Below are 20,373 nucleotides of genomic sequence, written 5' to 3'. Positions count from 1 at the left end.
TTTACAGCTCAACAGCCTTAAATATTGGTTGTTGTTTAACACTAGAGTCTTCAATACTCAGCTCTAAAGACACTGACTCTGCTGTCTTGCTAAAGGTTAAACTAGTGGCTCTTTTGTATTCTCTATTTTCTGGTCCTTTACCTATGAAAAATGCAGTCAATTCATGTTCACCTTGACCCAGATTATCAATATGTAACTTTTGCACACCGCCTTTGTATAAAGCCTGAATTTGTTTTTCTGTGTAAAGGTAGTGAGTCACAGTTTTATCATCTAGTTTCAACTCAACTGAATCTAAATTAAAGTAAGTGCCTACATCCATGGAAAGGTATACCACTACTTGAGTACTAGAAGGAAACAACAAATCTTCTTCTAAAACAAACAAGTCACGATTGAGGGCAATCACTTCTTTTCTTAAGGCTTGTAGTTGCTGGGTAACGGTTTGTTCATCAAGGTTTGAATTTGTGGTATTCAAGGTTTCTTGTGAGTTAACATTCATGCTAATTAGCAACCATATAAAAGCAAAATTAACAGGCAGTGTTTTAAATTGAAACTTCATAATATCGATTATCCTTTGAGCTATTTCACAAGTTTGCAATTAGTAAAATATTGACACGTACAAGCGTGTGATATTAGCTGAATATTGGTAAAGTGGTTCTTCGCCCACAGGCGCATCAAGAAGTACGTTTCTAAAATTATCGTAATCGTAATTAACATGATCTATGTCGAGGTTAATGGTGCTCTTTTTGAAAAAATTAGCAGCAGAAAACTGGAATTCATAAGTGACACTTGCCCCAAACGACAGATTATTAAATGTGCTCATTTCTTTGTCTCGAGCACGTACATTAAACTCAGCACTACGACTAAATAAATCCTGATAAAAATCGGCTTTTTCTTGGGCATAATGGCGGGCTCTTAGTTCGACTATCCAGTCATCACCAAAGGTATGTATGTAACCTAATTTATAAGTGTTGGCGTCTATGCCCCAAGAATCAGAAAACAACTTTGCTTCTGCATACACTGATGCTCGATAAGGTAAATAATAATTAGCGGTGACGGCCGCCGCGTTGCTTCTTCGGGTATTGGGATAAACTTCGGTTTCAAATTGATACCCTTTTGCGGCTGTTGGGTCTATATAGCGCACCGAGCGGTAAGGATTATTCAAATAGCCTTGGTCTGCAATATTTTCAAAGCTAAGCCCAACAATCATATTCTTAGTAATGATTTGGGTTAACCCTAATCGGTAATTTTGTCTTTCGGCTTTTTCGTAAAATGATACATCACCAATCCTACATATTTCATCATTCCCCTTCGAAAAACCTAACGTTAAAGTAGTTAAATCACCAAAAAAGTCTTGGCTTACACCTAAATGATAAGACTCAGCAAAAAAATCATTCTCTAAGCTATTGGTATAATTAAAACTCACCAAGGTTTTCTCGTGCAACAAATCCACCCCTACACTTTTCTCTGTTCGCTCTTCTTCATAGGGGCTAGCAGTGGCTAATACATCAATGGATGCGCCTGAAATAGTATCCACATAGTAATTGGCTGAAACGGATACTGAATTACCGATTTTTTTACGTAATAAAATCGAAGGGCCATCAATAGACATGCCACCACCTTGATAAGAATGATACATGGCATCGGATCTATCTTGAGGCAATACAGCTGCTTGGGTTTGCCAAGTCAGGGCAATTAGACTGAATAAAGTCATAGCCTTTATTAAGTTCATGTTTTTAACCCTATAAATACTATTAATTACAACCACAACCGCCCCCAGCGCCACCTTCTGCTCCACGAGCGCCTTCACGGGCCTGCAGGGCATGGTTAGTATAAGACGCAGAAACTGGGTTTCTATTCATGCTCATTATGGTGTCAGCCAAGTTATCTCGCTCATAGGGCTTTACCCAAGGCTCAAAGGTAGTACTACAACCACTAGCACCAATTGCAATAAAACAAGCTAATAAAACATGTAAACGCATTTTTTTCATAGTGAATAATTCCTACTCTCTAAGTAAGGCTTTCACCGCTTTTTTGTATTTCACTTCGTCACCACTTTTATAACCGTTGTGCAATAAACGGTGATTACCATCTCTGTCTACTAATACAGTTGTGGGCATAGCATTAACGTTATAGAGCTTGCTTACTTCATCTTTACTATCAAACAAAACCGGGAAGCTCACAGGGATGTCTTTTAGCAATACATCCGCTTTCGCTGGGTCTTCATCCACATTTACGGCTAGAATAACAAAACCTAAGTCGGCGAATTCTTGTTGTAACGCTTCCATATGTGGTAACTCTTCGCGGCAAGGGCCACACCATGATGCCCAAAAGTTAATAAGTACCACATTACCTATTTGTTCTTGTAAGCGAACATTGCCATGATCCTTACTTGCCAAAGTGAAATCTGGCGCAGGCCCTTTTGGGGTCGAGGCGGCAGTCGCAGTAAAGCTTAAAAGCAAAACTAAAGCGCTAGTACTAATAAAGCCTAAAGTGGATTTAAAGTTAGGCATTAATGCTTTAAGTCCGAAGATATGTGTTTCTTGTTTAGCTATCATTTTCATAAAATTCTCGTTTTAAAAGGTGCTTGGTTAAAAGAAAAACGTCGCACTAAAGCCGTATTCAATATTGTGAGTAGTTTTTTCTTTACCTATAAGTTCGGAGTTAAATAAGTGATCACGCAAGGTAAAATGTAATGCCATGTAATCAGTAAGAAGCAATCTATAACCCGCCCCCAAACTCACGGTAAAACGTTCATCTCCACCAAAGTCGGTACTCCCTGCCCCTAGGGTAAAATAGGTAGCTGAGTTAAAAACTAAATTGTCTGTAAAAAAAGTTTCACCATTTAGGTTGTACCCAAATGACACGTTATAAAAACTGTAATCTCTTTCTTCTTCAGTAAGAAATGGCGCACCACCACTCAAGACTTCAAAGCTGGTCTCCCCTGCTTCTGCTTGGCCATATGTAGCTTCGATAAAAAAGTCTTCATTTATGTGGTAGGCAGCACGTAATCCAAACAAAGGGCTAGATGAAAAGTCTTCAATGCTAATCACACCCACTAACAGGCCAAGCTCAAAGTTTTCTGAATCAATATTCGCTTCATTGATATCTTGTCTTGTTACCTTTGGCTCAATTAGAGTCCCGGCTTTTACAGGCTCTTGAGCGATTAAGCTTGAAGAATTCAGCAATGCCAACACCACTAGAAATATACTGCGAAACCTAACTTCCATTCTTCTATTTCCTCGTTTTCATCTCGGCTCGTTAAAGCTTGAAGATTGTTATATTCTAATTTGACTAAAAAGTTTTTTGCTAGGTAATACCTCACACCAAGACCAACAGCGTACAAATCGCTGGTACGTGCTTCATCGCCACTTTGTACTAAATTTGCTTTCGGTTGGGTGCGAATTTGACCCACTCCGAGACTAATATAGGGAGATAACCGCCACTCGGGGAAAGTAGTATGTTGTGCCTTTACCAAAAAATACTGACTTTCAGATAAGTCACCCAATGCCTGAGTCACACTGACTCCGGCACTAATATTTTCTGTGGCGACCCAATCGGCAAATATGGTTAATGATGGCGTACCTTCAAATGAGCCGCCTAACATACCAAACTCAATATCTCGCTCAGAAAAAGAAGCAAAAGAACCATCAAATAATTTCACGGGTTGCCCTTGGCTACTCTCAGTTAAATGCAAGTCATCTTGCTTAATCCAACCTTGAATTTCATCAGCGGTGATAATTTTAAACCAACTGGTTCTGCGCTTTAATACGGTTATCCATTCACCTTTAGCGGCCACGTGTATTACTGGATATCCACCAGCAGGCCCTGAATGTATTTCTACGTAAGGCTCTACTACTTTTGCCTGTATGAGCTCTTCACTTAACGCAGAAGTCGTACAAAGCCACATGCAAACTAACAATAAAAATCTGAAATTAAATGGGTTTTGAAATGCCATTTTCACTTTATGCCCGCCACTTTTTAGTCTTAAACACAACATCAATTAACGGGTGCTGCAAATGGATTATTGTAATACTGAGCACCTATATCTAACCATTCAGATAATAGTTTGCTTTCCGCGGGTGTTAGCCAAGCATCATGAATCGCACCTTGGTCAAACACTCTAAAAAATCGATTACTGGAAATAGCCCCATTGGTAGACATACTATTGGTCACACTCACAGTTTCTGTGACCGCGATAGGGTTATCCTCAGCATCTAGAATAAGCTCTCCTTCTTCATCTACTTCGTAGACAATATTGCCATCATTATCTGTCACTTCAACTAAGCGATTAATCAATACACCATCAGAAAGCTCTTGCTCACTATCGGTAAACATTAACTCGCGGTAACTGGTAAAAACATCTGGGTCATCTGTAGAAGCGACGCCTCTTAAGTCTAGCTGTGCAGCGGGAACTTGGGCTAAGTCATCGACCCCATCTGGGGTATGACAACTGACACATGTTCTGTCTTCCAATAAGTTAACCCCGTCCTCTGAATAAACCTGTCTGTCTACAGAGAATATAGGTTGAATATGATCAGGGAAATTTATCTCGATGCGGCACAAGGAGTTCCAGATCAAGGCACAACTACTGGATATAGGCAATGTAGACTGGAGATCTGAATAAGCGTAACTAAAACTTGCAACTGGCGTTTGAATATCTGGGTCAGTCCAAATATCTTCATAAACAATATCTGCTGAAGGGTAACTAACCCCTAATACTCTACCTGCTGTTTGTGCCATAGTATCCCCAACATCCGTAAACAGAGCTGGGTTAGTATTAGGAAACCCGCCACCTGAACTAGTCGCTCCTAAGTTAATACTGTCTGCTTCAGCATCTAAACGGCCATGGGGCATTTCACTATTTTGAGTGTGACAACCATTACAGGTTTTCACCTCTCCCGGAACAAACTGTAACCAGTTTTGATGGCGCTCACTGATCCTTTGACCATCTTGGTCCAACAAACTAAAACTCAGTGGTACATTCGCAGGCACATTAAATAGTACTGAACCGTCAGGCTCAATAGGTACATAACCTATAATTTCACGCATTAATTGAGCGCTGCTTCGCCCGAAAGCTGAATTGTCAAAATCACGTACCTCATCATCAGGCAAAGATACCGCCTTAACCACTCTTAAAAAGCGCGCGGGTCTATCAGCGACAGGTGTTTGAGTTGGGTCTGACAATGCTGTAATACCCTGTGGACTAGTATCAATACCAGCAAAATCGTAAACACTACGAATATGCACTCTGCCTAAACCCTCTAATGCCAAATCTTGATCATACTCATCAGCGATAAGGGCATTACCTGGAAAAGCCCTTGGCTGCATAGCGACTAAATCCGTGTAAATTAGTTCTTCTTCTGGAACATTAATCACCAACTGAGTATTGTCTATGGGATCATACATCCATAATCCATAAAGTAGCGGCGCAGCTTCTACAACTGGGTTTTCTAATAAAGAGTCATCACAAGGCAATATTTGTAACTCTTCGTCAGTATTCCCTTCCTGCTCAGGATCGTAAACTCTGCACTGACTCCAGCTAAACAGAATTCGCTCACTTCCATCCCACAAAGGATACATAGCCGAGAAACTTCCACCAGGAGAAATATCACCATTTATTAATACGTTATCAAATATAGCTGGGGTTTGTGCTGGGCCTATCAGACCAGATTGAGAAGCAATGGGCATAGTATCGTCAATATAATTAGCCACATCAATATTGATAAAATCTGCGCCCCATTGATTAGTACTAAAAGGCCGTAACATAGCTAATACTTGACCATCTGGTTGTTCCGCTAATTGGGTAAAATGAAGCGCTAAATCACTGCGGCTAGAAATGTGGCTATGACGTCCATATACAATTTCTAAATCACTGCCATCTGTGTTCATTTGATACAAATTAACAGTATTGTTTGTAACCGCATTATCCCAACGACTAAACAGAATTTTGCCTGAGCTAAGTATTGTTGGGTCTAAGTCATGACTTTGGTTAAATGAAATTTGCTGTATATTCTCACCGTCAGCATCCATTACATGTAATACAGAGGCGGTCTGATTTCTGTCTTCATCGATAGCTTGGTATTGAGGTTTACCCTCATCTAATAAAATAGCTTGATTAGCTTGCTGGCGAGTAGAACTAAACACAATACGCCCATCTGGCAAATACACCGGGCTTGTATCTTCACCAAACTCTGCGTCGAGATCAGAGACAATGATTCGTCTTAGCGTGTCACTAGTTAAATCATACTCCCAAATATTCCAAGTGGGTTGTTCATCATCGTCGGCATCTTCAATTTCTGGAGCACGCATAGCAAATATTAATCGTTCGCCATCATAAGATACGTTCACATCTTTAACATCATAGGTATCAAGCTCAGGACCATTAGCGGCAATTTGCTCTTCACTAAAAAACGCTGCAGCAGAGATGTTAGTTTCAGTGGCACTCACAGCAGCTCTACTTTTTATATATAGAGATGCACCAGGAATAAAGTCAGCCGGTCGGGTGATACTTTGCTCAACCAATAGTTGTTCATCATCATAAGGAGCGATGCGTTTAATATAGGCAATGGGAACGTCTATCACAACTGGATCAGCTTCTTGATCACTGAGCAATATAGAATCATCACCACACCCAAAAAGACCTAGACACAGAAACATAGCCTGCAACCTGAGGTAAAGTGAACGCCTAAGAGTCTTAAAAACTAGGTTCGAAAACATACGTATATTGATATTAGTAATACTCCGAACATTATTTCGTATCTCCAAATGAACTGATGTAAAGCGTCTTTTAAGAATAAGGTTAATGGCTGTACCCCCACTCTATATCGGTAGTTAATAGATTATCAGTATTGGTATTTAGTAAATACTGTCTATCTAATGCAACTCTCGGCATTAATGTTTTTAGATAGTTACATTAACAACAGCAATCAACAATGAAGCAAACTATTATTGGGGATGATTTTTAATACGTTTGAAAAACGCCCTAAATTGCGAGCTAATTAGCCTTAAGAATAAACCAAAAAAATTATCAATATGCCTCAAAAAAAATCTCATGTGCCCTTATGACGACATCCGTAAATTCTTTTAAATTTGCGATAAAACCACTTTTTCTGCAGTTAGCTACTAGGCCAAAACTAAATTACTGTATTAAAAACAACCTCAATATTTACAGCAACAAGTCTATAAAAAGTAACGCCATCTTGAATCGTCAAAGCCTTTAACAATAGATTTTTATGCCTAACCTCATATATACCAAGCGCTGATAAGCCATGGCCCACTTAATGCAAACTAGCTAAAAAGTTTAAGTTTAATTTTTATACTCATAAGCACCAACCCTAGATGTATAAGGGTATTGAAAATAGATCAGCAAATACTTGGGTATTAAAACCTAGACCTAGTTACTAGATCCCATGTTGTTGCACCTAGTTATATTGATTAAAACCTTCTCAAGACGTTTAGCTTGAGCACCAACAGGCGGCCATGGGAGTTACCTTTGAAATATTTCATCATACATAAGAACAGGCTGAAGAAGATTAGCAAACCTATGCTTTTGTGCATTACTGTAAGCTGCTTATTGATGCCGGCTATCAGCTCGGCAGGTTCGCGAGAGCAGGCCAAACGCATCCACGATAGGGTTGTAGGCATACCTCCAACTGCAGATGTGCTTGATGAAATGACCACTTACATAGACCAAGGCAAGGTAACTGACGCCGCATACTTGGCCATGGAAAACTCTGCGTTTTATTCTGTGACCCTAAAGAATTGGGTTACGCCATGGACCAATGAAGAAGCCGACGTATTTGCTCCCTTGAACGATTATACGGCCACAGTCATTGGTATGATCAGAGACGATGTGGATTTTAGAGAAATACTCAGTGGCGATATTTTATATGTAGCAGATGACTCAGTAGACGCTCCTGCATACTCAATTAGTAGCAACGCTCACTACCAAGCATTAGATGACTTAGACGCAGACCTAAAAGAAGTATTACAAGCTACCACACAATCATCAGTGACGGGCTTACCTGCGAATGCATCAGCAGGTGTGATGACTACCCGAGCCGCGGCAAAATCATTTTTTAAAGACGGCACTAATCGCGCCATGTTTCGTTTTACTCTAATCAATCACATGTGTACTGATTTAGAAGGGGTGAAAGACACCACCCGGAGCCCAGACCGCATTCGTCAAGATATTAGCCGCAGCCCTGGGGGAGATAGTCGAATATTTAATAACTCATGTATTGGCTGCCACTCAGGTATGGATCCCCTAGCCCAAGCTTTTGCGTATTACGATTATGAATATGACCTAGAATCTGATCCTGATGGTGAATCTGGCGCTTTACAGTACAACACAAGTTCACTAATAGACCCAGAAACAGGTACACAAGTCCAAGGAAAATATCACATCAATAGTAATAACTTCCCATTTGGTTATGTTACCCATGATGACAGTTGGAGCAATTATTGGCGTGAAGGTTTAAACAAAAACTTAGGATGGAATGAGTCGCTGCCCGACAGCGGTAACGGTGCCAAAACCATGGGGCAAGAGTTGGCAAATAGCCAGCAATTTGCGAGCTGCCAAGTCACAAAGGTTTTTGAAAATGTATGTTTGCGCAGCCCCCAAGATGCCACAGACCGGGCCGAAATATCAGCCATGACAAGTACATTCACCAACACTGGTTACAACATAAAACAGGTGTTTGCTGATTCAGCTGACTACTGTAAGGGAGAATGATCATGAGTATCAAAATTCGCAGACTATTCAACCCTTTACTAGCTAAGTTGAGTCGTTATAGCACCATCTCAATTGCAAAAAATTCAGTCACTTTTATTATCATTACAACGCTATTTAATAGCTGCGGTTCTGATACCACAGCTGTGGTCGAAAATCCTTTGACCTCTTCAGACACAATAGAAACAAACGCTTACTCAGGTCCTGTAGCGTCAACTCAAGATGTAACACAATTTAAAGTAGAGCTATGGGACAATATTAGTACTGAAAGTCGATGTGGTGCTTGTCATATACAAAATACCCAATCACCGGCCTTTGTACGAAATGATGATATTAACCTTGCTTATAAAGAAGCCACTTCATTAGTGAATTTGACATCACCTAAGGACTCAATGTTAGTGAGTAAAATTTCCGAAGGCCACAACTGCTGGTTAAGCAGTGATGAAGCCTGCGCTGATATTATGACTACTTGGGTAGCAAACTGGGCACAAACTGAGAATGTAGCCAATGAAGTACAACTAGAAGCCCCGCTATCTAAGGAGCCAGGCGCTAATAAGAACTTTCCAGAGTCTAATGAATTATTTACTGACACTGTTTATCCATTACTTGAAACCTATTGTGCAAACTGCCACACCAATTCTGCCACTATTCCCATTTCGCCGTATTTCGCATCTAGCGATATTGACGAAGCTTACGAAGCCTCAAAATCTAGAATCAATTTGGATATCCCAGAAAACTCTCGTTTTGTAGAACGAGTCAGAGACGAATTCCATAATTGTTGGAGCGACTGCTCTAGCAATGCAAACGACCTTATTGACGCTATTTTAGCCATGGCTGAGGAAATATCTGTCACTGAGCTAGATGAGTCACTTATTAATAGCAAAGCGATAACCTTATATGAAGGTACCTTAGCAACAGGCGGAGGTCGTTTTGAAACCAATGCCATTGCCAAGTGGGAGTTCAAAGCGGGATCTGGCAGTACAGCCTTTGATACCAGTGGCGTTGAACCAGCCTTAGATTTAACCTTAAATGGTGATATAGAGTGGCTTAGTGGCTGGGGCATACAGCTAACAGATGGCAAAGCTCAAGGCTCAACGACTAATAGTAAAAAAATATATGATTCAATTACTGCTACTGGAGAATTTTCAATTGAAGCCTGGGTAGTACCAGCAAATGTTACTCAAGAAGGTCCAGCTAGGATCATCAGCTATTCTGGTGGTGACACCACCCGCAACTTTACCCTTGGACAAAGCTTATACAATTACGATGTACTGTTACGTACCACTGAGACAGACCTAAATGGCGAGCCGACTTTATCTACTTCAGATGCAGACGAAGTGTTGCAAGCTAGCTTGCAACATGTGGTTGTAAACTATGATCCTATCAATGGCCGACAAATTTTTGTAAATGGAGAATTCACAGGTAACTTAGACAATGTGCAAGCCGGTGGTTTTGGAAATTGGAATGACAGTTACGCCTTTGTTTTAGGTAATGAAGTCTCAGGAGATATTCCGTGGGCGGGCTCTATTCGAATGGTAGCAATTCATAACCGTGTTTTATCTAGTGAACAAATCATTCAAAACTTTGAGATGGGCATAGGTCAAAAATTCTTTTTATTGTTCGAAGTTACTGATATCACAGACGTCCCCCAAAGTTATGTAGTGTTAGAAGTTAGTCAATTTGATAGTTACAGTTACTTATTTACTGAACCCTTCTTTATCTCACTGGATGAATCAGCCAGCATTGGTAGCATACCTGTTGAAGGCATGCGCATAGGAATCAATGGCCGCGAAGCCACAGTTGGGCAAGTTTTCCAAAACCTCAACATACAACTTACAGACTCAGACTACATACCCGGTGAAGGCCAAGTATTGTCATCTATGGGCACTATTGTAGCCATCGAAAAAGGCGCTGAATTAGACGAATTTTTCTTAACATTTGAAGTACTTGGTGACCAAACCAATGTGGTAATTGAAGCGGACCCAGCAGCTCCTGCTGAAGCCACAGACTTGGATCCCCAGTCTGATATTGGTATCAGAAACTTTATTGAAATTAATGCCAGCATGGCAGCAGCCACCACAGTACCTACTAATAATACTGAGGTAAAAGCTACCTTTGAAGCACTGAAACAACAGCTTCCTTCAGTTACCAACATGAGCAGCTTTTTAGCATCAAACCAAATGGCTGTAACCCAAATGGCCATTAAATACTGCGATCAGTTAGTGGAAACCACTTCATTAAGAGAAAGTTACTTTAATGGTTTTGATTTTGATGAAGCCGCATCTAGTGCTTTCGAGAATCAAGATAGAAATCTCATACTCGACCCTATTTCAGAAAATATCTTAGGTATAAATTTAGAGACCCAACCTGACAATAGTTCCGTAGCGATTGAGTTAAACTCACTTATAGATAGGCTCACAGACTGTAGTAATGGTAAATCCTGCGATGCAAGTTATACCAAAACCGTCGTTAAAGCCGTATGTGCCGGCGCGCTAGGTAGCGCTGCCATCACCTTACAATAATAACGATAGATAAAGTTTAAAGGGTACCAAGATGAAACATAAACCAACATTAAGTCCAGACGCCCCCCTTTATCATGCTTGTCATGCTAAACCCATGACTAGGCGTGATTTTATCGCCCAAGGGTTTATGGCTGGCATGGGAACCGTTTTAAGTGGTTCTGCCTTAAGTCTATTTGCCTCTCCAAACAAGGCTCACGCTGCTCTATCATCGGATTTAGAATCATTAAAAAGTAGCTGTGGTATCGCTACTCAAGGCGCAGGAAAAATACCCTTTATCGTATTTGATTTAGCAGGGGGAGCTAACATTTCTGGCTCTAATGTTCTGGTTGGCGGCCAAGGTGGCCAGCAAGATTTTTTAAGCACAGCAGGTTATAGCAAGTTAGGATTACCTGGCGATATGATCCCATCGATTGCCAACCCAGATACGGGTTTAAGTGACTACATTAATACAGAGCTTGGTTTGGGATTCCATGCTGACAGCGCTTTTTTACGTGGCATCCAAGACAAGTTGAATATCACTAACAGAGCAAATGTTAATGGAGCAGTTATTCCAGCCCGCTCTGAAAATGATACAGGCAATAACCCTCACAATCCTATGTACGGAGTAAACAAGGCTGGCTCAGATGGCTCGCTACTTACTTTAATTGGCTCTAGAAATACGGATTCTGGTGGTAACTCTATGTCTCCCACCTCTATGATTGATGCAGCCAAACGCCCAACTAAGATTGACCGACCTTCAGATGTTACTGGCTTAGTGGATACCGGAGATTTAATCGGTTTATTAAGCCAGCAAGATTCAGTGACAGTAATGGAATCAATACAACGTATTAGCGCTATGAAGCTAGGTAAGGTAAACACACAGATCACCACAGACGACGTACTCAAGGACTTAGTTAATTGTGGATACGTGAAAAGCGCTGATATTGCCGATAGGTTTGGAGACCCGTCTACCCTGAATCCAGAATTAGATGCTGACATCGTTGGCGATAGTGGTATTTTCACCCAAGATGAATTTGATGGCGATGCCGAATACAGAAAAACAGCTTCTACTATGAAATTAGTGATCAATGGCTTTGCCGGAGCAGGCACTATTACAATGGGTGGTTTTGACTACCATACAGGCAATCGTTCTACAGGTGAATCTAGAGATTTACGAGCCGGTAGATGTATGGGCGCTTGTTTAGAATATGCAGCAAGAGTTGGTGTTCCTCTAATGATGTACGTTTGTAGTGATGGTTCAGTTGCCAGTAATGGTATGGTCGATGAATCTGAAGACGGCCGTGGTAAAGGCGTTTGGAGTGGCGATAACTCATCCACCGCATCTTCATTTTTCTTAGTGTATAACCCAGGAGGCACACCACAATTAATAGGGGCTACGCCAGATGCCCAAGCTCAGCATCAACAAATCGGTTATATGCGCAGTGATGCTTCAGTAGAAACTGCCTCAAGCCCAGCAGCAAATAACGTAAACCTACTAGCTGAAACAGTTATTTTGAACTACATGGCGCTACATGGAGAACAAGGCAACTTCGCAGACCTTTTTCCTTCTCATGGTCTAGGAAATAGTGCCTTGATGGATAGCCTGACAGCCTTTGAACCCATAGTTAGTGGCACCTACAGCTAAAAACCAAATACAGTGCAAATCCTGCAACTGCTTATTTACATCTTAATTGAGTAAATTCGGTAATTGAATCACAAACTTTGCGCCACCTAATTCAGATGTATCAACATAACAGGTGCCTTTATGCCAGCTTGCGATACGTTTAACTATGGCTAAACCTAACCCAGCACCGCCCCTATCTCTATCTCGTCCTTCATCTGGACGAAAAAAAGGTAGAAATATTCTATCGCGAATAATTTCAGCTACCCCTGGTCCATCATCCTCGATACATATATCGATGTAGTTTTTATCTTGTATAACTTGAATTTTTATTTGGCTATGGGCATAACGCACTGCATTTAACACTAAGTTCTTAATGGATCGCTCAATAAAGTGCTCATCCGCTAAAATCGTCACATCGTCTCCCACTACGATAACCTGTAAATTTTTAAAATGACTTTTTTTGAGCCGCTCAAGTAATTCATTACAGAGTTGCTTTATGGGAATTTCTGCCAAATTCATTTCAGGCACTCGGGTTTCAGTACTGGCATAATCAAGCATCTCTTGCACTAATCTCTCTAGCTCATTGACATCGTTATGCATGTCTTTCCAAGGTTCACTTTGGGCACTTGGTTTCATGGCTAAGGCAAATTTTAATCTCGCCAATGGAGTGCGAAACTCATGAGCCACCCCACCACTAAGCTCTCGTTGGCTTTGCATCAACTGGGCAATTTGTTCACCCATGGTATTCAGAGATTGTGCGATGGGGAAAACTAGAGATGAGTGATGAATTTGATTTTTAGCAATACTCCCATCTGGTAAGACCCTAGCTACTGTTTTTTGTAAACTAGCCAAGTCTTTCCATAGGGGCCAAATCCATAGCCCTATCACGCCTCCTAAGAGGATAAAAAACAATAAACTGTAAATAAAGAAGTGAGCTGAATCCAGACCTGATTCTGGTATATCTATTTCTAACAGACTGCCGTCGTCTACAGAAATATAAACTTGAGAACCATACACGGGATCACTTAACTTAATAGCCTCCCCATTCTCCAGTTTTTTCAAATTACTTTTGGACCAGGCAATATCCTCAGTAGCATATTCTTTGTAAGTTAAACCCAAATTTTTAAGTAACGCTGTAAGTTCAATATTTTGCTTATTAGCCTGTTCGATTAAAGGAATATAAACATCAGAAATTTGCTTACTTTCATCATTGAAGAATAATCTATCTAAACCCGCACTTAGACCAACTAAGGCAAGCACTATGAAGACATACAGACTGATAAATAATCGGGCCATTACTTATCAATCGTCCCAGGCATCAGCTACAAAAAAGAAGCCCTTTCCCCAAATGGTTTTGATTCGGTAAGGGTGTTGGCTATTATCTTTAAGCTTTTTCCTCAATCGAGAAATTCTTACATCTACGGAGCGGTCTAAACCATCATATTCACGGCCAATAAGTTCAGTGTAAAGTGTACAGCGCTCAACTAAGGTCGAAGGGGTTTCAGCTAACTTCCAAAGCATGTCAAATTCATGGCTAGTTAAAAATACATCTTCGCCTTGCAGCAGTGCAGTGCGACTTGAGCTATCTATAACCAGCTGACCAAAACATAATTTTTCTGACTTTGAAGCCTCTGTTATAATAGGTGCCTTACGGCGTAAAAGTGCATTTAGTCTTGCAACTAGTACCCGTGGTTCAACAGGTTTTATAATATAATCATCAGCCCCTATTTCTAAGCCTAATACTTGATCAAAATCATCATTTTTTGCCGTCATGAATAATAACGGCCCTTGGTAAAAAGAACGTACATTTCTACAAAGTGTAAACCCATTTTCACCCGGCAACATAATGTCTAAAATTAATATATCTGGGGGCGATCTTTTAACCTGCTCTATAAGGCCTTTACCATTGGCTAAACGCGTGACCGCAAATCCATTTTCAATTAAAAACTGGCAAATAAGTGTGCTTAGTCTTTCGTCATCTTCAACTAATAAAACCTGTTTCATTAAAATATACTCCAGGGGTTACGGATCCTACGTCTATACTTTTTAGCCTCTTTATATTTTATTGATAAATTATGAGAGAGTACCTGACTTCCGGTTTTATCTTTTAATACCAAGCTAATATTTTCACTATAAGAAAGGGCAAGTTTTCTAGGTAGCCCCCCTTTTTGGCTACAAATTACTTTTTTTGAACCAATAAATAGACAATATACGCCAGATTGCAGGTTTTGAGTCGTGATAACCAACTCAATATGGCAGGTTTCACCCACTTTTTGTGCTATACAAATGTTTGGCTGCACCGTCCATGATGGTGTTTTTGCCAATCCACATTTACTCCATAATAACGTAAGTATTAAGAGGCTATGTTTCAACGGCTCTGCCCTTTAATAGCGATATGCCACTCCAAAGAAAACTCGTTTAATATGATTACTTTGAATAAGGGGACTACGATAAATAGTGTCTGGTAATTTACGATACCCTAAATTAACGAGCCACATTAAATGTTCATCAAAGGGAATTTGTACATTCACACTAAGGTGTGGCTGCCATCCGCCTTTCACTTCATAAAACAAATCTTTTTGATCAGTATCCCGTTCGTCAACACCGTAATAATAATCAACTAAATCTGTACTTTTCCAATTAACTCCAAGCTTAGTGTTAAAGCGGGCCGTATGCCATTGCCATTTATATTGATAAACCACTTCGAGCTGATGGCCTTTGTGCACACCAGAAACATCTGTCATCGCTGCAATGGAAAACTCAGAATTGACAACAAAGTAATGTAAACGCCCCCCCCCATTTACAGCCCAATATCTATCAGCAACATCATTTATGGATAGAACTTTGTTAGTGTTTTCATCTTCGCTGGGCGTATCCAAATATTCATCCGAACCACTTATGGTGTTGGAAGTGAATATATTGTCGGGATGTAGAAAGTTAAAAAAAGCGGCCTCACTATCTATTTGTATAAAACTTTCTGAACTTATAGCCCCGTTATTTATCCATTGGTAACCTAGTTCAAGGTTGTCAAAATAGGCTTTTTCTCCATACCAAGCAATATCTGGCAATACTAACAATGGGATATTATCGCCACCTACAAGTGGGTTGGTTTTAATACCTAAACCTACGGCTAAGCCAAGCTGCCAACTATTTTCTGAAATACACTCCTCTGTTTCAGAACATGCTGTTGACGAATAGCATATAAACAAACATGTAATTAGCAAAGCTAAGCGCCTAAAAACAAACAAATAAGTACTCCAAACGTGAACTATGCACCCAGACTACCAAATATTTTCTTTTATAAATGGCTCGATTACAATTATTCACAATTAATAGCAATTTGAGGCATTAATAAAGGGAAGAGATCATTAAACTGTGAGAATAAAGTTTATGAAGCTAACGAGAGGTCGAGTTATGTCTCAGCAGAAAAAACATAATGTGGGTGATTTACTATGTTTTGCAATTATCTTTATGATTGTTTTAGTCTTAGTGGCATGTTCAGGCGATAATAGACCTAGTATAGATATACTCGAGGCCCCCACTGACTTATCAAAAATTAAAAAAAATCCTAAGTAATTTCAATCCGTCCAGCATATTTACTAAAACACAAACTATCGATTATGAGTTAGTTACAAAAAGTTAACTCAGCAGCCTCTTAAATGATCACCTTAGTACCTAGCTATATTCTTTAATTTACCGGCATCTAATGTAATGCTAACGCTGCGTCAATGAGTACTCAAATATGTACTTAAAGCAATCAAAATCATGTGAATATACTTAGTAAAAATTACACACCACAAGGTAAATTTTACTACTCCTACCACAGCGGCAATCGCCAGAAATAGCTAACCCCTTGAATCTCTCCTAATATTTTGACTGGTGTGTTATTTGCTTCTGTTGTACTCACTATAGTCAACAAGGAGAAATTATATGTATGCAGGTCTCAGAGAGGTTAAACGATTCACGATTGCTGCCACTGACGGTGATATAGGAGCTAGTCAAGATTTTTTATTCGATGATCGCGCTTGGACAGTCAGATATATGTATGTGGATACACACCGCTGGATCCCTCTGAGCCCCAAGGTGCTTATTTCTCCGGTATCGTTACTAGATTTTGATATCGAACAAGAAAAAATTAGTGTGACCTTGTCTAAACAACAGGTTAAAGACAGTCCCTCTGTTGACGAACACAAACCCGTGTCACGGGAGTATGAAGAGCTGCTATTTAGGCATTTCGGATACGGTTACTATTGGACTGGGCCTGGGGCATGGGGTGAATTTGCCAATCCTACCGCACTGGCAAAAAAACAAGATATGACCGACATAGAAACCCTTGGGCAAGTGGAAGAAGGCACTAGTGCCAATCATTTGCGCTCGATCGATGAAATACAAGGTTACGATTTACATTACTACGACCAAGCTTTAGGGCGAGTGTATGATCTGGTTTTAGACAGTGAGAACTGGGAAATACCATTGATTGTTGTTGAAACCCATGGCATTTTTTCTGATGACAAAAAAATAGTAGTGGCTCCTAAACATATCAATGAAATTAACTGGTTAGGGCACAATATAGCGAGTCATTTGAGTGCAGAAAACCTTAAATCTTGCCCAGAATATAAACCAGAATTACTGAATGATAAGTCTTACCAACAATATATTCAGAAGCATCTTATGTCAGTCTAACTATAATCTAATACTAGGGCTGATTATTTATTTAATCGGTCATTAATTATATTTAATACCAAACAATTACTTTAGTTCTGGGCATTTAACTAGGAGCACAGCATGCAAAATAAGACCAAATATCAGCAAACATTAACCCTAGATGGTCGTAGTTTTAAATACTTTAGCCTAGAGACACTGGCTGATAAATACGAATTATCTCGGTTGCCTTTTGCCGCCAAAATTTTGTTAGAGAACCTACTCCGCCATAGTGACCAAAATTTTGTACAAGCTGATGATATTGATGCTGTCGCCAAATGGGATGTGCACAACACGGCAGCCCAGGAAATAGCTTTTGTCCCGGCACGAGTAGTTTTACAAGATTTTACTGGTGTACCTGCCGTTGTAGATTTAGCTGCCATGCGAGATGCAATGGTAGAACTAGGGGGCGATTCAAAAAAAATTAACCCTTTAAAGCCCGTTGAGTTAGTGATTGACCACTCAGTTATGGTGGATTATTTCGCTCAAAAAGATGCCTTCAGTAAAAATACTGCGAAAGAAGTTGAGCGAAATAAAGAACGGTATCAGTTTTTACGTTGGGGTCAAAAAGCCTTTGATAATTTCAAAGTAGTACCTCCGGGCAAAGGGATTGTGCATCAGGTTAACCTGGAGTATTTAGCCAGAGTCATATTTGAAGACAGCGATCATGAAGACAATAGTCTTTTATACCCAGATACATTGGTGGGAACAGACTCACACACGACTATGATCAACGGACTAGGTGTGTTGGGTTGGGGAGTAGGTGGCATTGAGGCAGAAGCCGCCATGCTAGGACAACCCGTTACTATGTTAGTTCCCGAGGTTGTGGGCATGGAGCTAATAGGTGATTTACCCCCAGGTACCACTGCTACTGACTTAGTGCTTACTATTACAGAGACTCTACGTAAGTTTGGCGTAGTAGGGAAGTTTGTGGAATTCTTTGGTGAAGGCCTAAAGCATCTAAATATTGCTGACCGCGCAACCATAGCCAATATGGCTCCTGAGTATGGTGCTACCTGTGGTTTGTTTCCGATAGATGAGCAAACCATCACATACCTAGAGTTAACAGGTAGAGATAAAGAGCACATCAAAGCAATCACCGCATATGCTAAAAAGCAAGGAATGTGGGGCACAGATGCCCAACAATCAGCAGAATACCACGCCAAACTCAGCTTAGATTTAAGTCAAGTGGTTAGCTCAATTGCAGGCCCTAAAAGGCCTCAAGACCGTATCCCTTTGACTGAAGCCGCTAGTCAATTTAAGGATTGGTTATCGGAGCAAGAGAAGCTTATAGTCAACACAGCTGACCCTGAAAAAGGCCGCTTTGAAAGCGAAGGAGGTCAACCTCCAGAGCCCTCTACAGAAAAAGCTTTATGTGAATACAACAATCAAAAATTTCATCTAGATAACGGTGCAGTAGTCATTGCTGCTATCACCAGTTGTACCAACACATCGAACCCATCAGTGTTGATTGCCGCAGGTCTATTAGCGAGAAAAGCCAAAGCTTTAGGTTTACAGGTAAAACCTTGGGTAAAAACCAGTTTTGCTCCAGGCTCGCAAGTTGTAACTGAATACATGGACAAAGCTGATTTAACCAGTGACTTAGAATCCATGGGGTTTAACTTGGTGGGTTACGGATGTACTACTTGTATTGGTAACTCAGGGCCATTACCCGATCCAATCAGCAAAGCCATTCGGGCATCTAAATTGAATGTCAGCGCGGTACTATCTGGCAACCGAAATTTTGAAGGTCGTATCCATTCTGATGTAAAAGCAAATTATCTAGCCTCCCCCCCTTTAGTTGTGGCGTATGCTTTGGCAGGTAATATGAATATAGATTTGTTAACTGAGCCTCTAGGCACATCTAATCAAGGTAAGCCTTTGTATTTACGGGACATTTGGCCTGCTAGTGAAGAAATACAACAACTCGTTACCGAAGTTGTAAGCAGTAATATGTTTAGCGAACGTTACGCTCATATTTTTGAAGGTGACGATAGCTGGAACGCATTGGAAGTAGTCGATAGTGCCCAATACAATTGGCCCGAATCACATTACGTTAGAAAACCAACTTTCTTTGAAAGCATGAAAGATAAGCCTGACCCTGTAAAAGGGATAGTAAACGCACGTTGTTTATTAAAACTAGGTGACTCGGTTACCACAGATCATATTTCACCCGCTGGTAGCATCGCCCTTGATGGTCCCGCAGCTGAGTATTTACGAAATAACGAAGTTGATGAGCTAGACTTCAACTCATTTGGGTCAAGGCGGGGGAATCACGAAGTTATGATGCGGGGTACTTTTGCCAATGTTAGACTAAAGAACCAATTAGCTCCCGGTACAGAAGGCGGTTGGACCCGATTTCAACCAACAGGTGAGCAAATGAGTGTGTTTGATGCCGCAATGAAATACCAAGAACAAAACACTCCCAGCATGGTGATTGCCGGTAAAGAATATGGTACGGGTAGTTCAAGAGACTGGGCTGCCAAAGGTCCATTATTACTTGGCGTTAAAGTAGTCATAGCTGAAAGTTATGAGCGTATTCATCGCTCAAACCTGATTGGCATGGGGATATTGCCTTTACAATTTAGAGAAGGAGATAGTGCCACAGCATTAAAGCTAGATGGTACTGAAGAGTACTCAATCGAAGCTGTGACTCAAGGACAAAAAGAAGCAGAAGTAAAAGTCACAAAAGGTGGTAAAACTAGCAGCTTCATAACTCGTATTCGAATAGATACCCCAAACGAATTCAGTTATTTCAGTCATGGTGGTATTTTACAGTATGTGCTACGTAGCCTGAATGAAACTGAGTAGCAGAT

At 40.5% G+C, this 20,373-nt stretch carries 16 protein-coding genes; 5 read left to right on the top strand and 11 right to left on the bottom strand.

Translation table 11 applies throughout. The features are described from left to right. Window position 1 precedes the first annotated feature (1 nt). The 7 genes from EOK74_RS15000 to EOK74_RS14970 are packed head-to-tail and all read right to left on the bottom strand — an operon-like array spanning window position 2 to window position 6,657. Window positions 2-556: a hypothetical protein gene (locus EOK74_RS15000; protein WP_133470834.1), complete on the bottom strand. Its 555-nt coding sequence runs from the start codon at window positions 554-556 to the stop codon at window positions 2-4. A 39-nt stretch (window positions 557-595) separates the two neighbouring features. Next, window positions 596-1,729 carry a DUF3570 domain-containing protein gene (locus tag EOK74_RS14995; RefSeq protein WP_239024129.1) on the bottom strand — a complete coding sequence of 378 codons (1,134 nt, stop codon included), beginning with the start codon at window positions 1,727-1,729 and terminating at the stop codon, window positions 596-598. 22 nt (window positions 1,730-1,751) lie between these two features. Beyond that, window positions 1,752-1,988: a DUF4266 domain-containing protein gene (locus EOK74_RS14990; RefSeq protein WP_133470833.1), complete on the bottom strand. Its 237-nt coding sequence runs from the start codon at window positions 1,986-1,988 to the stop codon at window positions 1,752-1,754. A gap of 12 nt (window positions 1,989-2,000) precedes the next feature. Continuing rightward, on the bottom strand, window positions 2,001-2,561 hold the full coding sequence (locus tag EOK74_RS14985) for a TlpA family protein disulfide reductase (protein ID WP_239024128.1): 561 nt from the start codon (window positions 2,559-2,561) through the stop codon (window positions 2,001-2,003). Between the two features lie 27 nt (window positions 2,562-2,588). Continuing rightward, window positions 2,589-3,227, bottom strand: a complete 639-nt coding sequence (locus EOK74_RS14980; RefSeq protein ID WP_133470832.1) for an outer membrane beta-barrel domain-containing protein — start codon at window positions 3,225-3,227, stop codon at window positions 2,589-2,591. Then, window positions 3,197-3,955 carry an SH3 domain-containing protein gene (locus EOK74_RS14975; RefSeq protein WP_133470831.1) on the bottom strand — a complete coding sequence of 253 codons (759 nt, stop codon included), beginning with the start codon at window positions 3,953-3,955 and terminating at the stop codon, window positions 3,197-3,199. Before EOK74_RS14975 ends, EOK74_RS14980 begins: the two co-directional genes overlap by 31 nt. 41 nt (window positions 3,956-3,996) lie before the next feature. Next, on the bottom strand, window positions 3,997-6,657 hold the full coding sequence (locus EOK74_RS14970) for an HzsA-related protein (RefSeq protein ID WP_133470830.1): 2,661 nt from the start codon (window positions 6,655-6,657) through the stop codon (window positions 3,997-3,999). Window positions 6,658-7,576: 919 nt separating this feature from the next. On the opposite strand from EOK74_RS14970, the gene EOK74_RS14965 reads away from it, so the two are divergent. Genes EOK74_RS14965 through EOK74_RS14955 form a run of 3 tightly spaced genes read left to right on the top strand, consistent with a single transcriptional unit; the run spans window position 7,577 to window position 12,877 of the window. Next, window positions 7,577-8,734, top strand: a complete 1,158-nt coding sequence (locus tag EOK74_RS14965; protein WP_338047277.1) for a hypothetical protein — start codon at window positions 7,577-7,579, stop codon at window positions 8,732-8,734. A 2-nt stretch (window positions 8,735-8,736) separates the two neighbouring features. Beyond that, entirely contained in the window at window positions 8,737-11,253 is a 2,517-nt protein-coding gene (locus EOK74_RS14960; protein WP_133470829.1) for a LamG domain-containing protein, read from the top strand. Window positions 11,254-11,284: 31 nt separating this feature from the next. After that, window positions 11,285-12,877 carry a general secretion pathway protein GspF gene (locus tag EOK74_RS14955; protein WP_133470828.1) on the top strand — a complete coding sequence of 531 codons (1,593 nt, stop codon included), beginning with the start codon at window positions 11,285-11,287 and terminating at the stop codon, window positions 12,875-12,877. Between the two features lie 42 nt (window positions 12,878-12,919). Here EOK74_RS14955 and EOK74_RS14950 read toward each other — a convergent pair whose 3' ends face one another. From EOK74_RS14950 to EOK74_RS14935, 4 genes are read right to left on the bottom strand one after another with little or no spacing between them, the layout of a single operon-like run. After that, complete coding sequence (locus EOK74_RS14950; protein WP_166638786.1) at window positions 12,920-14,152, bottom strand: ATP-binding protein; 1,233 nt, start codon at window positions 14,150-14,152, stop codon at window positions 12,920-12,922. Between the two features lie 6 nt (window positions 14,153-14,158). Further along, window positions 14,159-14,860, bottom strand: coding sequence for a response regulator (locus EOK74_RS14945; RefSeq protein WP_133470827.1), 702 nt, complete (start codon window positions 14,858-14,860; stop codon window positions 14,159-14,161). Further along, a complete protein-coding gene (locus tag EOK74_RS14940; RefSeq protein ID WP_166638785.1) occupies window positions 14,860-15,180 on the bottom strand; it encodes a DUF3019 domain-containing protein in 321 nt (106 codons plus the stop codon). The genes EOK74_RS14945 and EOK74_RS14940 overlap by 1 nt, the downstream gene beginning before the upstream one ends. Before the next feature lie 60 nt (window positions 15,181-15,240). Further along, window positions 15,241-16,080, bottom strand: a complete 840-nt coding sequence (locus EOK74_RS14935) for a MipA/OmpV family protein (protein ID WP_166638784.1) — start codon at window positions 16,078-16,080, stop codon at window positions 15,241-15,243. 706 nt (window positions 16,081-16,786) lie between these two features. Between EOK74_RS14935 and EOK74_RS14930 the strand changes: the two genes are divergently transcribed. After that, on the top strand, window positions 16,787-17,539 hold the full coding sequence (locus EOK74_RS14930; RefSeq protein ID WP_133470824.1) for a PRC-barrel domain containing protein: 753 nt from the start codon (window positions 16,787-16,789) through the stop codon (window positions 17,537-17,539). A 102-nt stretch (window positions 17,540-17,641) separates the two neighbouring features. Next, window positions 17,642-20,368, top strand: a complete 2,727-nt coding sequence (gene acnA / locus EOK74_RS14925) for an aconitate hydratase AcnA (protein WP_133470823.1) — start codon at window positions 17,642-17,644, stop codon at window positions 20,366-20,368. The last annotated feature ends 5 nt before the right edge of the window (window positions 20,369-20,373 follow it).

Source organism: Paraglaciecola marina (assembly GCF_004360155.1).
GTDB lineage: Bacteria > Pseudomonadota > Gammaproteobacteria > Enterobacterales > Alteromonadaceae > Paraglaciecola > Paraglaciecola marina.
Note: the sequence above shows the minus strand (reverse complement) of the source record. Positions and strands in the feature narration are given on the sequence as shown.

Bases quoted from the DNA above. Each gene is read 5' to 3' on its own strand.
- EOK74_RS14945 (WP_133470827.1), bottom strand. From the start codon at position 14,860: ATGAAACAGGTTTTATTAGTTGAAGATGACGAAAGACTAAGCACACTT.
- acnA (WP_133470823.1), top strand. From the start codon at position 17,642: ATGCAAAATAAGACCAAATATCAGCAAACATTAACCCTAGATGGTCGT.
- EOK74_RS14975 (WP_133470831.1), bottom strand. From the start codon at position 3,955: ATGGCATTTCAAAACCCATTTAATTTCAGATTTTTATTGTTAGTTTGC.
- EOK74_RS14970 (WP_133470830.1), bottom strand. From the start codon at position 6,657: ATGTTTCTGTGTCTAGGTCTTTTTGGGTGTGGTGATGATTCTATATTG.
- EOK74_RS14990 (WP_133470833.1), bottom strand. From the start codon at position 1,988: ATGAAAAAAATGCGTTTACATGTTTTATTAGCTTGTTTTATTGCAATT.
- EOK74_RS14965 (WP_338047277.1), top strand. From the start codon at position 7,577: ATGCCGGCTATCAGCTCGGCAGGTTCGCGAGAGCAGGCCAAACGCATC.
- EOK74_RS14995 (WP_239024129.1), bottom strand. From the start codon at position 1,729: ATGAACTTAATAAAGGCTATGACTTTATTCAGTCTAATTGCCCTGACT.
- EOK74_RS14955 (WP_133470828.1), top strand. From the start codon at position 11,285: ATGAAACATAAACCAACATTAAGTCCAGACGCCCCCCTTTATCATGCT.
- EOK74_RS14960 (WP_133470829.1), top strand. From the start codon at position 8,737: ATGAGTATCAAAATTCGCAGACTATTCAACCCTTTACTAGCTAAGTTG.
- EOK74_RS14985 (WP_239024128.1), bottom strand. From the start codon at position 2,561: ATGAAAATGATAGCTAAACAAGAAACACATATCTTCGGACTTAAAGCA.
- EOK74_RS14980 (WP_133470832.1), bottom strand. From the start codon at position 3,227: ATGGAAGTTAGGTTTCGCAGTATATTTCTAGTGGTGTTGGCATTGCTG.
- EOK74_RS14930 (WP_133470824.1), top strand. From the start codon at position 16,787: ATGTATGCAGGTCTCAGAGAGGTTAAACGATTCACGATTGCTGCCACT.
- EOK74_RS15000 (WP_133470834.1), bottom strand. From the start codon at position 556: ATGAAGTTTCAATTTAAAACACTGCCTGTTAATTTTGCTTTTATATGG.
- EOK74_RS14950 (WP_166638786.1), bottom strand. From the start codon at position 14,152: ATGGCCCGATTATTTATCAGTCTGTATGTCTTCATAGTGCTTGCCTTA.